Below are 12795 nucleotides of genomic sequence, written 5' to 3' on the forward strand. Positions count from 1 at the left end.
GTGGTCCGGCGCGCATGGTGTCGCGTCCGAACGGGACCCTCTCATTCATAGGCTAATGAAGGCTCACGATCGCTTATATCATTCGAAGGAATGAGCGCATATGTGCCGGCGCGTCAGAACAGGCGCTCGCGGATCGTGATCGTGTCGCCCGGCAGCACGGGGTCGGACAGGACCACGCGGCCGGTGATGACCTGGCCGTTGACCTGCCGCGTGATGTCGGCCGTGCGCTTCTCCGCCCGCGCGGAGAAGCCGCCGGCGATGGCGACGGCGTTCTGCACCGTCATGCCGGGCACGTAGGAATACTGGCCGCCGGTGGACACCTCGCCCATGACGAAGAAGGGTCGGTACTGCTCGACCTGCACCGATACGTCCGGGTTGCGCAGGTAGCCGTTGCGCAGGGCGCCCGCGACGGCGGCGCGCACCTCGTCCGGCGTCTTGCCCCGCGCCGGCACCGATCCGATCAGCGGCACGGACAGGTAGCCGGCCTTGTCCACGACGTAGACCGCCGACAGGCTTTCCTGCTCGAACACGGTGATGCGCAGCCGGTCGCCGGCATCCAGCCGATAGTCCTGGTTGAGTGCGGCGTGAAACGCTTCGGGCGGGGGCGGCGTGGTCACGCAGCCGGCGAGCAGGCTTGCCGTGAGCGCCACCAGGGCTGCGCGTGCGACTCGCATCGAGGACTCCGGAAGCGCGTGAGAACGGGGAGGCGGCGCCTCAATTCCTGCAAAAACCTAGCGGCAACGTGGTTAATTAACCGTAAAACCCATGCCTCGTTGCCCGCGATGCTGCGGCCCTTATCCTGTGAACGCAGAGGAAGGCGAGCCGGACGGGGCAACGCCATGCCCTTCGGAGAAACCGTATGACGGACAGGCAGAGGCGGATCGAGCGAGGGGCGAGCCTTGCGCGCGTGCTCTGGTCGAACCGTGCGCGCATCGTCCTGTCGACAGGGGCGCTGGGCTTCGCCGCGTTTCTCGCGGGATCGCTGATCCCGCCGTTTCACCGAGCCACCATTCGCGTCGCCGCGGCGCCCGAGGTCTCTGCGCAGTGGACCGATGCCGTGCTGCGGGACGTCGCCGCCGAGCAGCCCGGTCGGACGAACGCGGCGCGAGCGGGCGTCCTGGCTGCCTGGGCCGACCTCATCGACCAGTCCTCCACGCTGCGGCCCGACAGCGGCGTCGAGCGCGCGGACGACGGCGCGGTGCTGGTCTGGGCCGAGGATCACGAGGCCGACGCGGCCCGCCGACGCGCAGAGGCGATGGCTGATCGCCTCGTGGCGCGTATCGAGAGCCGAGGGCCGGCGGCTGGGGTGTCCGAGCCCACCCGGTCCGACCCGCAGCCGACGCCGGCGGGCGTTCAGGCGCTGGACGCCTCGATCGCCAAGGCCCGGATCGCGCTGGCGGACGCGCAGGCGCGGCTGGCGGAGGCGCAGACCGAGGCCCCGGCCGCGGGCGACGCGGCCGCGCGGCGCCGGACATCGCTCGACGCCGGTCGAAGGGCCGCCGAAGCGGCGCGCCAGGAACTCCAGGAAACCGAACGCTTCGCCCGCGAGCTCCCGGGCGCGGCGCCGTCCGCCGCGCCGCCGGCTGTCCAGGGCCGCGCGGAATGGCGGAACTGGCGCGATGTCCGCGCGCGGCGCGACGCCGTGGCGGCCCAGGCGGCCGAGCTGTCGCGCACGCTTCTCGACGGGCATCCGCGCATGGCGATGGTGCGCCTGCGGCTGGACGACCTCGAAGGGGAGGTCGGCACCGCCGCCCGGCGCCTCGCCGACGCGCTGGGCCGCCGCGTGGCGACGCTCCGGCGCGAGGCCGACCGGCTCGACCGAACGGTTGCGAGCGAGGAAGCGGCGGACGGCGCCGATGAGGCGGCCCGGACGCGCCGCGAGGCCGCCGCCGCGCAGGTCGACGCGGCACGGCGGACCCTCGATGCGCTCGAAACGGCCCGCAGCGCGGCGGAGGCCGAGGCAGCGAGCGAGCCGGCCGTCCAGGCCGTCGCGCCGGAGGTTTCGGCGGTGCCCTTCGTTTCGACGTCGCTCGCCGAGACCGAGTATCGGCCGGACATTTGGCCGATCGTCGCGGGGTCGGCGGCGCTCGGCTTCCTCGTGTCCTCGCTCTACGCCGTGGTGGCCGCGCCGCGCCCGCAGCCGGTGCCGGCCGCTCCGTCCGAGATCGCGGTCAGGGGGCGTCGGCGTGGCGCTGTCCGGGAGGACGGGGAGGCGGCCGGCGAAAGGCGAGCCGGCAGCCTGCGCTTCGACATCACGCCGGCCGACGAACTGGTGGGCGGCATCCTGGCCAGCGAGATCGGCCGGGTGGTGATCGTTCCGATCGGATCCGACGAGCGTCCCGCCGCGGTCGAGATCGTCCGGCGCCTCGCCCTTCGGGGGCGGCCGGGCGCGCTGGTGGACCTCAGCGAGCGCCAGCTCGCCGCGTGTGCCATGGGCGTGGCGCCCGACGCGCTCGGCGTGTCGGATATGATCGCCGGCGACGCCACCTTCGCGGAGATCGCCCGCCCGGACTTCGCGACCCTGGCCGAAGCCTTCGGCGCCGGGCGCGCAAAAGTGGAGGAGGCCGCCTTTCTCGCGATGGAGCGCCGCAACGTGCTCGACTTCATCGAGCGCAATTACGAGGTGGTTCTGGTCGTGTGCGGCGGGATGCCGCTCGAGACGGTCAAATCCCTGCTGACGCCGGAGGCCGCGCTGGTCGTGACGGTGGAGGGGGAGGACGAAGACGGCATCGCGGCGGGCACCGCACGTCTTCGCGCGGCCGGGCTGGCCGACATGATCCTCGCCGACGGGCGGCAGCTCGCGACCTAGCGAAGCGGGAGACGTCGGGCGCGAAGCCTGTCGGTCAGGAACGGCGCTTGGGTTCGCGCTGCATCCAGTTGATGACGAACATCGCCGGAACGATCCAGAACAGCCCCGTCACCAGGAAGTAGACGAGGTGAACCCAGCCCGGCGAGTTCGCCAGACGCAGCGAGGCGAAGGCCGTGGCGAACACGGCGTAGACGACGACCAGCGCGAGCAGGACGACGACGCCGATGAGCTTCTTGATGCGAACGGGCATGCGCTTCTCGATCCGAACGGGCGGTTCGCACGTCCTCGCAAGTTCCGCCGCCTGCGGCAAGCGGGTAGGACAATATGAACCTTGCCATTCCCCGCGCTTCGCCCCACACCAGCCGTCGAAGCGCGGCGCGGCCGGCCCGGACGGGCCCATCGCCGAGCCGCCATCCACGGAAGGGGCAACGCTCGGGCCACGCGCCCGGCGGGGCCAGCGGGCACGATGACGACCACGACCAGTTCGACCGACAGCTTCATCGCCACCGGCGCCATGCCGCCCCGCGTCGCCGGCAACCGGCGCGCCATCCGCCTCTGGCTCTACGTCATCGCCGCCATGGTGATGGCGCTCGTGGTGGTGGGCGGCGCGACGCGGCTGACGGAATCGGGCCTGTCGATCACCGAGTGGAAGCCGATCCACGGCGTGATCCCGCCTCTGTCCGACGCGGAATGGCAGGAGGAGTTCGATCTCTACCGCCAGATCCCGCAGTATCAGCAGATCAACCGCGGCATGGCCCTGTCCGAATTCAAGACGATCTACTGGTGGGAGTGGTCGCACCGGTTCCTCGCCCGGTCGGTGGGCCTCGCCTTCGCGCTGCCGCTCCTGTTCTTCTGGCTGACCGGCCGGATCGAGCCGTGGCTGAAGCCGCGCCTCGTGGGGCTGCTGGCGCTCGGTGGGCTGCAGGGCGGGATCGGCTGGTGGATGGTCGCCTCGGGCCTCGTGGAGCGCACCGAGGTCAGCCAGTATCGGCTGGCGGTGCACCTGACCATGGCATGCCTGATCCTGACGGCGACGCTGTGGATCGCGCGCGGCCTCGTCGCGCGGCCGACGGCGCCGGCTCCGACGGATCGGTCCTGGCTCGTCGGCCTGCTGATCGTCGCGATGGTGCTCGTCCAGATCTATCTCGGCGGGCTGGTCGCCGGCCTCGACGCGGGGCTCAGCTACAACACCTGGCCGCTGATGGACGGGCAGGTCGTGCCGGCCAATCTGCTCGCGATGTCGCCGGCTTGGCGCAATTTCTTCGAGAACCCGATGACCGTACAGTTCGTGCACCGGCTGGGCGCCTACGCGCTCCTCGCCGTGACGATCGTCCACGCGGTCGCGGCGCAGCGCATGGGGCCGGGATCGCGCCACGCGCGCGGAGCCACGTGGCTCGCCCTCGCCGTGGTGGCGCAGGCCGCCATCGGCATCACGACGCTTCTCCTCCATGTGCCGATCGACGCGGCGCTGACACACCAGGCGGGCGCACTGGCGGTGCTGGCGGGCGCGGTGTTCCACGCCCGCGGGCTGTTCGGTCGCTACCGGGTGCCGGCGACGATCTGAGGCGCGATCAGGCCGACAGCATCAGGTCCATGTTCTGGACGGCGGCGCCGGACGCGCCCTTGCCGAGGTTGTCGAGCACGGCCACAAGATTGGCGCGCTCGCCGTCCGGCGAGCGGAACACGTGGAGCGTCATCCGATCGGTGCCGGCGAGTTCCGTGGCGTCGATCCGCTTCAGTGCGGCGCTCTCGGCGAGCGGCGTCACGGTCACCACCGCGCAGCCTGCATAGTGGTCCGCGAGAGCGGCGTGCAGCGTCTCCGCCGTGGTCGCGCCGTCGAGCAGCACCGGAACCTGCACGATCATCCCCTGCGGGAACCGGCCGACGGACGGGGCGAACAGCGGATCGCGCGGCAGGCGGCCGTAGACCCGCATCTCGGGCAGATGCTTGTGGTCGAGGTCCAGCCCGTAGAGAAAGTGCGGCGCGGTGATCCGGTCCTCGCGCGTCTCGTCCTCCATCTGCGCGATCATCTGCTTGCCGCCGCCGGTATAGCCCGACACGGCGTTGACGGTGACCGTCTCGTCCGCAGAGAGAAGCCCTGCGTCGCGCAAGGGCCGCACGAGGGCGATCGCGCCGGTCGGATAGCAGCCGGGGTTGGCGACCAGCCGCGCGGCGCGGATCGCCTCCGGCTGCTCGCGCGTCAGCTCGGCGAAGCCGTAGGCCCAGCCATCGGCCGTGCGGTGTGCGGTCGAGGTGTCGATGATGCGCGTCCGGTTGTTGCCCGACAGCAGCGCCACGGCGTTGCGCGCGGCGTCATCCGGCAGGCAGAGGATCGCGACGTCGGCGGAGTTCAGCAGGTCCTCGCGCATCGCCTCGTTGCGCCGTTCGGCCTCCGGGATCGACACGAGCTCGACGTCGGCGCGCCCTTCCATGCGGGAGCGGATCTGGAGGCCCGTGGTCCCGTGCTCGCCGTCGATGAAAATGCGGGGCTTCATGCTGCGCTCCGTCCTTTTGGGTGAGGGATGTCGTTCGGCGGGGCGTGGATCACCCCGCCTGTGCCGCTTTCTTCTCGGCGAGAATGCCGAGGACGTACATGGCGACCGTCGCGCCGGCTACTGCGGTCATGTCGGCGTGATCGTAGGGCGGCGACACTTCCACGAGGTCGGCGCCGACGATCTGCAGATTCTTGAGATGATGCAGGACCGCCAGCATCTTGGCGCTGCTGGGGCCGCCCGCCACCGGCGTGCCCGTGCCGGGTGCGAAGGCGACGTCCAGGCAGTCGATGTCGAAGGTCAGGTAGCAGTTGGTGCCGCCCGTGCGCCGGTAGATGCGCTCGGCGATCGCGACGGACGACAGGTCCTCGACCTCGTATCCATGGACGATCTCGAGCCCCCCGGTCTCCGGCGCATGCGTGCGGATGCCGATCTGGATCGACGTTTCGGGATCGATCAGCTCCTCGCGCAGCGCGGCGGACAGGAACGAGCCGTGATCGACGCGCGGGCGTCCGTGGGTATCGGTCGCCAGCGGCCAGGTGTCCTGGTGCGCGTCGAAATGGACGAGGCTGAGCTTGGCGTGCCGGGCGGCATGGGCCTGGAGCAGCGGGAACGTGATCGAATGATCGCCGCCCAGCGTCAGCAGGAAGCCGGTCTGCGCCAGCAGCGCCTCGGCCTGGGCGCGCATGGCCGCGTGGGCGCGCTCCGGCAGACGGTAGTCCAGGAGGCAATCGCCGCCGTCGACCACCCGCAGGTGCTCGAACAGGTCGGCGTGGAACGGATATTGCGGATCGTTGTCGAAGATCGCGGAGGCGCGGCGGATCGCCTGCGGACCGAAGCGGGTGCCGGGCCGGTTCGACACCGAGGCATCGAACGGAATGCCCCAAACCGCGACGTCGCTGCCCGAGACGTCCTTGGAGAAGCGCCGCCGCATGAAGCTCAGCGCGCCCGCATAGGTGGGATCGCTCGCGGCGCCGAGCGTGTCGCTCGCGGTGAAGGCGTGGTCGATGGATTGGCCGGCCATGAAATGTCTCCGTCGTCGCCGCGACAGATAGTGGGAAAGCGCGACGGCTTGAAGAACGAAAAAGGGGCCCCGGTTTCCCAGGGCCCCTCGAGCTGCGGTTCCGTACGGGAAGCGATCAGCGCTTCGAGAACTGGAACGAACGACGGGCCTTGGCGCGGCCGTACTTCTTGCGCTCCACGGTACGCGAGTCGCGCGTCAGGAAGCCGCCCTTCTTGAGCACCGAGCGCAGGCCCGGCTCGTAGAAGGTGAGGGCGCGCGAGATGCCGTGGCGCACGGCACCGGCCTGGCCGGACAGGCCGCCGCCGGCCACCGTCACGACGATGTCGAACTGACCGTCGCGGTTGGCGGCGACGATCGGCTGACGCAGCACCATCTGCAGAACCGGACGGGCGAAGTAGTCGACGAAGTTCTTGTCGTTGACGGTGATCTGACCGGAGCCGGGCTTCACCCAGACGCGGGCGACCGCGTCCTTGCGCTTGCCGGTCGCGTAGGAGCGGCCGTGGGCGTCGAGCTTCTGGACGTGCACCGGGGCGGCGACGGTCTCGGCGACGTTCGCGGTCGCGAGATCCTGCAGCGAATTGAGTTCGGCCATTATGCAGCCCTCGCGTTCTTGGAGTTCAGCGCCTTCACGTCGAGCGACTCGGGCGACTGGGCGGTGTGCGGGTGCTCGGCGCCGGCGTAGACGCGCAGGTTCTTGAGCTGGCGACGGCCCAGGGGCCCGCGCGGCAGCATGCGCTCAACGGCCTTCTCGAGCACGCGCTCGGGGAAGCGGCCCTCGAGGATCTCGCGCGCCTTGCGCTCCTTGATGCCGCCGGCATAGCCGGTGTGCCAGTAGTAGGTCTTGTCCTGGTACTTCTTGCCCGTGAACACGACCTTGTCCGCGTTCACGATGATGACGTTGTCGCCATCGTCGACGTGCGGCGTGAAGGACGGCTTGTGCTTGCCGCGAAGGCGAAGCGCGACGAGAGAGGCGAGGCGACCGACAACGAGCCCTTCGGCGTCGATGATGATCCACTTCTTCTCCACCGTCTCGGACTTCTGCGAGAAGGTCTTCATGAGGTTATCCTTGGGTCGTTCGATGCGCGGGACGGCCAAAACCGTCGCGCGCCGGAAAAGCGTGGATCGAGCCGCACTTCTTGGCGGTCTCCATACACAGGCCGGAGCGGCTCCGCAAGGCGGATCGGGCGTGGTGTGATGTTGCCAGTACTGAAAAATGAAAGCGATTACAATATGATGTGCCTAAGGTAATTGAATACCGCAAATTTGGTACCCAGATACCGTATGCTTGACCGCGATTGGAACGGCGGTACAGGGAGCGCAGGAAACCGGCAAGGGAGCGGGTCGATGAGCGACGCCATCATGGTTCAGGTCGATGGGGTGGAGCCTGAGGTCGCTCGACCGGCGCCGGAAAAGGTTCTGTCCGGCGACCCGGTGCACCGGACCTGGAATGTGGAGGCGGCGGACGGCGGGCTCTATGCCGGCGTCTGGGAATCGACCCCGGGCGAGTGGCGCATCGCCTACGACGAATGGGAATTCTGCCAGATCCTCTCCGGCCACTCGGTCCTCTGCGAGGACGGGGGCGTCGAGCGCGCGCTCGGACCCGGCGACGCCGTGGTGATCCGTCCCGGTTTCCGCGGCACCTGGCGCGTTCTGGAGACGACGCGGAAGACCTACGTCATCCGGGTGTAGCCGCGCCATCGCATCGCAGGCGCTTGCATGGCGGGGGCGTGGTGCGCGACGGTCGAGGGGGCGCGAGATGTCCGAAACGACGAAAGGCGCCCGCCGGAGCGGACGCCTCCATTTTCGCAGCCGGCGCGGTGGATCAGCGCTCGACCTCGATCAGGATCTCGTTGCGCTTCAGGAAGCCGGGCGTCCACGGCGCGTCGTAGAAGGCGTAGATCGGGTCGCCCTTCTGCTTCAGGTTCTCGTCCGAGACGTAGTTGTACAGCGTCATCAGCTTCTTGGACGCGGTGGTGGCGGTGAAGTTGCCGCTGAACCGGATCGCCACCATGCGCTTGGCCGGCACCTCGTGGATCGTCACGTCGTTGGAGTTCGGCGTCGGCAGGCTGGCCTTGGTGTACTTCTTCGGCATGATGAAGCGGATCGCCCAGCCTTTGGTGCGGCCTTCGCCCTCGGAGAGCTGCTGGAGCACGGGCACGGTCATCGCGATCTTCTTGCCCGAGCGGTTGTTCGAGGCGATGTAGTCGTAGAGGCTCTCGAAGCCGCGGCGGCGGGCCTTCTCGTGGTAGCCCGTCTTGACCGTCTCGGCGACCACGAGGCCGTCATAGTCGCGGATCTCGATGTCGCCGTCCTTGCGGACCACGTCGAAGTCCGGCTCCTCGGCATGGTCGGCGATCTTCTTGGTGATGTAGATTGCGCCGCCGATGGCGAGGATGGCGCCGCCTGCGATGAGAGCGGTGGAGACGTTGGGGTTGTCGCGCAGGTAGTCCTTGCCGCGCTGATAACCGCGGCCGCCCCGGAAGCTCGTCTGGTGGCCCCAGGAAGGAAGCAGGGACGAGGTAGACGGAAGGTAGCGCCCAAGGCCGGACGCCTGCTCCTGCACTTCCTGCGCGCCGTCCGCCAGGGTCTGGCGGGCGCGATGATAGCCGGAGCGGGCGTCGTCGGCCGAGGGCAGGGACCAGCCGGTCAGGAACCCCGGCAGGTAGCGCGAATAGGCGGGCTCGCTCGAGGCGTAGAGGCGGCTCATCTCACGGTCCACGGCGCGGCGCAGCCGCTCAGCCTTGGACGGCCGGGGGTTCAACCTCTCGACGATCCGCGACTCGAGGTCCGAAAGCCGCTCGCCGATATCGCCGATCGCGTCGCTCATCCGATCGTAGGCCGAAGGCTTCTCGCGGAACATCTCGTTCTCCTCGCTTCCACAAACAGAATGCCGCGTCGAAACACGCCTCGATCGACGGGCGCGGCGTGGAATGAACGTCGGGAACCGAGCTTGGTTGCGACGCGGAACGAAAAGCGCGCAGCGAGGCGCGGCTTAAATTTCGGTAAGGATCGTCGCAACCTTCGGCCGCAATGACCAATTTAGGGGCATCGGGTTTTTTCATGGACCTGATACTCCAGCCAAACTGGGCGGCCTTCGTGCCGCCCCTTTTTTTGTCCGCGTCACGCCGCCGGCAGGTCGATCGCATCGAGGAGCTCGCGGGCGGCCACGAAGCGTTCGGCGGTCGTTTCCCCGCCCTTCGGCGAAACGAGCTTCGTCTCCGCACGCTTCCATCCTTGCGGCAGGCGCCGCGCCTCGTAGCGAGCCGCGTCGTCCCTGGTGCGGAACGTCGCGGCCGTTCCCTTCGGGCCGGATGCAAGCTTCTGAATGCCGAGTTCCCGGCATCGCAGGCGCAGCTCCGCCGCCTTGAGCAGGATCTTCGCCTGCGTCGGGATCGGGCCGAACCGGTCGTCGATCTCCTCCACGAGCAGTTCGAGGCCCGAGCGATCGCGCAGTCGGTCGATGCGGCTGTAGAGGTTGATGCGGGCCGCCGGGTCCGGGACGTATTCCGCCGGAATGGAGCCGCTGGCGCCCATGACGATATCGGGGGTCCAATCGTCCGGCACGGGTTTTCCCTCGGCCACGGCCAGTGCGCGCTCGATCAGGTGTCGGTACAGGCTGAGGCCGACGAGCTGGAGGTGGCCGGCCTGCTCCTCGCCCAGGAGCTCGCCGGCGCCTCGCAGATCGAGATCGCGCGTACTGATGGTGAAGCCCGCGCCGAGGCCGGACAGGCGTTCCACCGTCTGAAGGCGCTTGGCGGCCGCTTCGCCCAGATCCGCCTCGGGGTCGGTGAGGAGATAGGCCGTGCCGCGCCGGGAGCCGCGGCCGACCCGCCCGCGCAGTTGGTGCAACTGCGCGAGGCCGAACCGGTCCGGGCGCCAGACGATCATCGTGTTGGCGGCGGGCACGTCCAGCCCGCTCTCGATGATGTTGGTGGCCAGAAGCACGTCGCCACCCCCCTCGCCGAAGCTGAGGGCGACCTCGTCGATCGTTTCCGCAGGCAGCTTGCCATGGACCACGAGGACCTCGAGTTCGGGAACCAGGGCCCGAAGCCGCTCGGCCATCGGCTCGATATCCTCCACCCGCGGGCAGACCACGAAGCTCTGCCCCTGGCGTCGCTTCTCGCGCAGCAGCGCATCGCGCACCAGCCCCTCGTCGAAGGGCTGGAGCACGGTGCGGATCGGCCGGCGCAGGATGGGCGGCGTCGCGATCACGCTGATGTCGTTGAGCCCGACGAAGCTGGCTTGCAGCGTGCGCGGAATCGGCGTCGCGGTCATGGTGAGGACGTGACCGCCCTTCGCCAGATTGCGCAGCCGCGCCTTGTGCCGGGCGCCGAAGCGTTGCTCCTCGTCGATCACCATCAGCGCGAGGTCGCGGAAGGCGACCCCGTCGCCGCAGAGCGCATGCGTGCCGACCACGAGGCGGATCTCGCCGCTCGCCAGCCCCGCCCGGATGCGCTTGGCCTCGTCCGGCGACGTGAGGCGCGAAAGATGGGCGACCTCGACGCCCATCGCGCGAAAGCGGCGCAGCGCCGTGCGGGTGTGTTGCTTGGCGAGCACCGTGGTCGGCGCGACGATCGCCGCCTGCCGTCCGGCGGACACGGCGGCCGCCGCCGCGCGCAGGCCCACTTCGGTCTTTCCGAAGCCGACGTCGCCGCACACCAGCCGGTCCATCGGCCGACCGGATGCGAGGTCGGCCAGCACCGCATCCACGGCGGACGACTGGTCGGGCGACAGGGGATAGGGAAAGCCGGCGCAGAAGCGCTCGAATGCACGGCGTTCCGGTTTCAGGACGCGGGCCTTCGCCTTGCGCCGGACGCTCATCAGATCGACCATGCCGCGCGCCGTTTCCTGCACGCGTCCCAGAAGGTCGTTGCGCCGGTTGATCCAGCCTTCGCCCTTCAGCCGGTCGAGCTTGAGGTCGCCCGGATCGGCGCCGTAGCGCCAGAGGGCGCCGATCTCCTCCAACGGGACGAGGAGTGAAGCGTCGTCGGCATAGTCGAGCCGCAGCGCGTCGAGCGGGCGGCCATCGCGCTCGATCGTCTCCAGCCCGCGCAGCAGGCCCACGCCATGGTCGATGTGCACCACGGCGTCGCCGATCTCGTAGTCGTCGATCGCGGCGAGAAGGGCGGCGGACCCCGGCTCGGCCGAACCGGCCGCCGTATGCCCGCCGAGGTCCTGCGGCGTGACCACGACGACGCCGCGATCGCGCAGGACGAACCCTTCCGCCACCGGCAGCAGCATGGACCAGCGGCTGTTTCCGGCGGAAGCGCCCACGGTGGCCCAGGCCGTCGCGCGCTCCCAGTCGCCGCCGAGATTGCGCCGGGCCCGGCGATGCCATTCGTTGAGAAGCGGCCGCGAGCCGGCGGCCAGGACGAGCCGCATCGGATGGTCGCCCTTGCCGAGGAAGGCGCGAAGGGCAGACCACGGGGCGGCTTCGGCCGCGAAGTTCGGCAGGGTGGCCACGGCCTGCGGCTCGTCCGCCCCCGGATCGGCGATCACGGCGTCCAGCGCGCCGGCCAGCGCCTCGCGCCACTCGGCCGGGCGCATCAGGATCTTGTCGGGCGCGGGAAGGCCGGCGCGGGCGCGAGGCCGTGCGCCATCCCGCGCTTCCTCGAAGGCCGCCTGAGCGGCGTCCAGGAACGCCTCGCCGTTGCCCTCCGCGCCGTCCTCCAGGAGCAGGCGGGCGTCGCCGAGATAGTGGAACACGGTTTCCGTGCGGCGGGCGCGGGACAGCCGCGCATCGCTGACGGGCTCGGGCGCGCTGTCGTCGCCGACGAGTTCGCTGGCGGGATCCACGATCAGGCAGTCGATCTCCCGGATCGTGCGCTGCGTCAACGGATCGTAGGACCGGATGGAGGCGATGCGGCCGTCGGCGTGTTCGATGCGGCAAGGCAGCGAGCCGCCGGCCGGGAAGAAATCCACCACGCGGCCGCGGATCGCGGCTTCCCCAGGCTCGTCCACGCGGTCGTCGAACAGGTAGCCGAGGCTTTGCAGGAAGGGGCGCATCGCATCGGGATCGAACGCGTCGCCCGCCCGGAACTCGCGATGAAGCATTTTCCAGGCGGAGCGCGGCGGCACGCGCCGCACGAGCGCTTCCGCCGTGGTGACGAGGATCCGCGGAAGGTTCCGACGGTTGGTCAGCCAGCGGAGAACTCCCATGCGTTGGCCCATCGCGGCGCGGGAGGGAGCCAGGCCGTCATAGGGGAGGCAGTCCCACGGCGGGAAGTAGGCGACCGCCGTGTCCGGCTCCATGGCGCGGAGGAGGGAGGCGATGTCGCGCGCGCGGCGCTCGGTGCGCGCCACGAAGACCAGCGGGTCGGTCTGCGTCGCGTCCATGCGGTCGAGCAACCGGACGGCGGTCGCGCCGACGGGATGCAGCGGGGTGATCGTCTCGGCGGTGGAGACGCGGGTGTCGAGATCGACGGACTGGAGCATATAACGCATCACTCATGGCGGCAGGGCCGGGACGC

General features: G+C 69.8%; 11 protein-coding genes. 3 read left to right on the forward strand and 8 right to left on the reverse strand.

The genetic code is table 11. The features are described from left to right. Positions 1–113: 113 nt before the first annotated feature. On the reverse strand, positions 114–674 hold the full coding sequence (locus tag D3218_RS08870; RefSeq protein WP_119539635.1) for a polysaccharide biosynthesis/export family protein: 561 nt from the start codon (positions 672–674) through the stop codon (positions 114–116). 185 nt (positions 675–859) lie between these two features. On the opposite strand from D3218_RS08870, the gene D3218_RS08875 reads away from it, so the two are divergent. Continuing rightward, a complete protein-coding gene (locus tag D3218_RS08875; RefSeq protein ID WP_119539637.1) occupies positions 860–2809 on the forward strand; it encodes a coiled-coil domain-containing protein in 1950 nt (649 codons plus the stop codon). A 34-nt stretch (positions 2810–2843) separates the two neighbouring features. Here the strand turns inward: D3218_RS08875 and D3218_RS08880 are convergent, their stop codons facing one another. After that, the gene (locus D3218_RS08880) at positions 2844–3059 is read right to left on the reverse strand and encodes a DUF2842 domain-containing protein (RefSeq protein ID WP_119539639.1); all 216 of its coding nucleotides are present in this window, start codon (positions 3057–3059) and stop codon (positions 2844–2846) included. A 264-nt stretch (positions 3060–3323) separates the two neighbouring features. On the opposite strand from D3218_RS08880, the gene D3218_RS08885 reads away from it, so the two are divergent. Next, entirely contained in the window at positions 3324–4373 is a 1050-nt protein-coding gene (locus D3218_RS08885) for a COX15/CtaA family protein (RefSeq protein WP_119539896.1), read from the forward strand. 7 nt (positions 4374–4380) lie between these two features. Here D3218_RS08885 and argC read toward each other — a convergent pair whose 3' ends face one another. The 4 genes from argC to rplM all read right to left on the reverse strand — a co-directional run bounded on the left by argC (position 4381) and on the right by rplM (position 7381). Continuing rightward, on the reverse strand, positions 4381–5304 hold the full coding sequence (gene argC / locus D3218_RS08890) for an N-acetyl-gamma-glutamyl-phosphate reductase (RefSeq protein ID WP_119539641.1): 924 nt from the start codon (positions 5302–5304) through the stop codon (positions 4381–4383). A 49-nt stretch (positions 5305–5353) separates the two neighbouring features. Next, positions 5354–6325: an agmatinase gene (gene speB, locus D3218_RS08895; protein WP_119539642.1), complete on the reverse strand. Its 972-nt coding sequence runs from the start codon at positions 6323–6325 to the stop codon at positions 5354–5356. 115 nt (positions 6326–6440) lie between these two features. Next, complete coding sequence (gene rpsI / locus D3218_RS08900; protein WP_119539644.1) at positions 6441–6917, reverse strand: 30S ribosomal protein S9; 477 nt, start codon at positions 6915–6917, stop codon at positions 6441–6443. Beyond that, on the reverse strand, positions 6917–7381 hold the full coding sequence (rplM, locus tag D3218_RS08905) for a 50S ribosomal protein L13 (protein ID WP_119539646.1): 465 nt from the start codon (positions 7379–7381) through the stop codon (positions 6917–6919). The genes rpsI and rplM overlap by 1 nt, the downstream gene beginning before the upstream one ends. Positions 7382–7669: 288 nt before the next feature. On the opposite strand from rplM, the gene D3218_RS08910 reads away from it, so the two are divergent. Continuing rightward, positions 7670–8014, forward strand: a complete 345-nt coding sequence (locus D3218_RS08910) for a cupin domain-containing protein (protein ID WP_119539647.1) — start codon at positions 7670–7672, stop codon at positions 8012–8014. A gap of 133 nt (positions 8015–8147) precedes the next feature. Here the strand turns inward: D3218_RS08910 and D3218_RS08915 are convergent, their stop codons facing one another. Both D3218_RS08915 and D3218_RS08920 read right to left on the reverse strand, forming a co-directional pair. Continuing rightward, the gene (locus D3218_RS08915; protein ID WP_119539649.1) at positions 8148–9185 is read right to left on the reverse strand and encodes an SOUL family heme-binding protein; all 1038 of its coding nucleotides are present in this window, start codon (positions 9183–9185) and stop codon (positions 8148–8150) included. 260 nt (positions 9186–9445) lie between these two features. After that, positions 9446–12760, reverse strand: a complete 3315-nt coding sequence (locus D3218_RS08920) for a DEAD/DEAH box helicase (protein ID WP_119539651.1) — start codon at positions 12758–12760, stop codon at positions 9446–9448. Between the last annotated feature and the right edge of the window lie 35 nt (positions 12761–12795).

It is taken from the genome of Aureimonas flava (genome assembly GCF_003583935.1).
GTDB lineage: Bacteria > Pseudomonadota > Alphaproteobacteria > Rhizobiales > Rhizobiaceae > Aureimonas > Aureimonas flava.

Coding starts and splice junctions, on each gene's coding strand:
- argC (WP_119539641.1), bottom strand. CDS start 5,304: ATGAAGCCCCGCATTTTCATCGACGGCGAGCACGGGACCACGGGCCTC.
- D3218_RS08885 (WP_119539896.1), top strand. CDS start 3,324: ATGCCGCCCCGCGTCGCCGGCAACCGGCGCGCCATCCGCCTCTGGCTC.
- D3218_RS08875 (WP_119539637.1), top strand. CDS start 860: ATGACGGACAGGCAGAGGCGGATCGAGCGAGGGGCGAGCCTTGCGCGC.
- D3218_RS08870 (WP_119539635.1), bottom strand. CDS start 674: ATGCGAGTCGCACGCGCAGCCCTGGTGGCGCTCACGGCAAGCCTGCTC.
- D3218_RS08910 (WP_119539647.1), top strand. CDS start 7,670: ATGAGCGACGCCATCATGGTTCAGGTCGATGGGGTGGAGCCTGAGGTC.
- D3218_RS08920 (WP_119539651.1), bottom strand. CDS start 12,760: ATGCTCCAGTCCGTCGATCTCGACACCCGCGTCTCCACCGCCGAGACG.
- D3218_RS08915 (WP_119539649.1), bottom strand. CDS start 9,185: ATGTTCCGCGAGAAGCCTTCGGCCTACGATCGGATGAGCGACGCGATC.
- speB (WP_119539642.1), bottom strand. CDS start 6,325: ATGGCCGGCCAATCCATCGACCACGCCTTCACCGCGAGCGACACGCTC.
- D3218_RS08880 (WP_119539639.1), bottom strand. CDS start 3,059: ATGCCCGTTCGCATCAAGAAGCTCATCGGCGTCGTCGTCCTGCTCGCG.
- rpsI (WP_119539644.1), bottom strand. CDS start 6,917: ATGGCCGAACTCAATTCGCTGCAGGATCTCGCGACCGCGAACGTCGCC.
- rplM (WP_119539646.1), bottom strand. CDS start 7,381: ATGAAGACCTTCTCGCAGAAGTCCGAGACGGTGGAGAAGAAGTGGATC.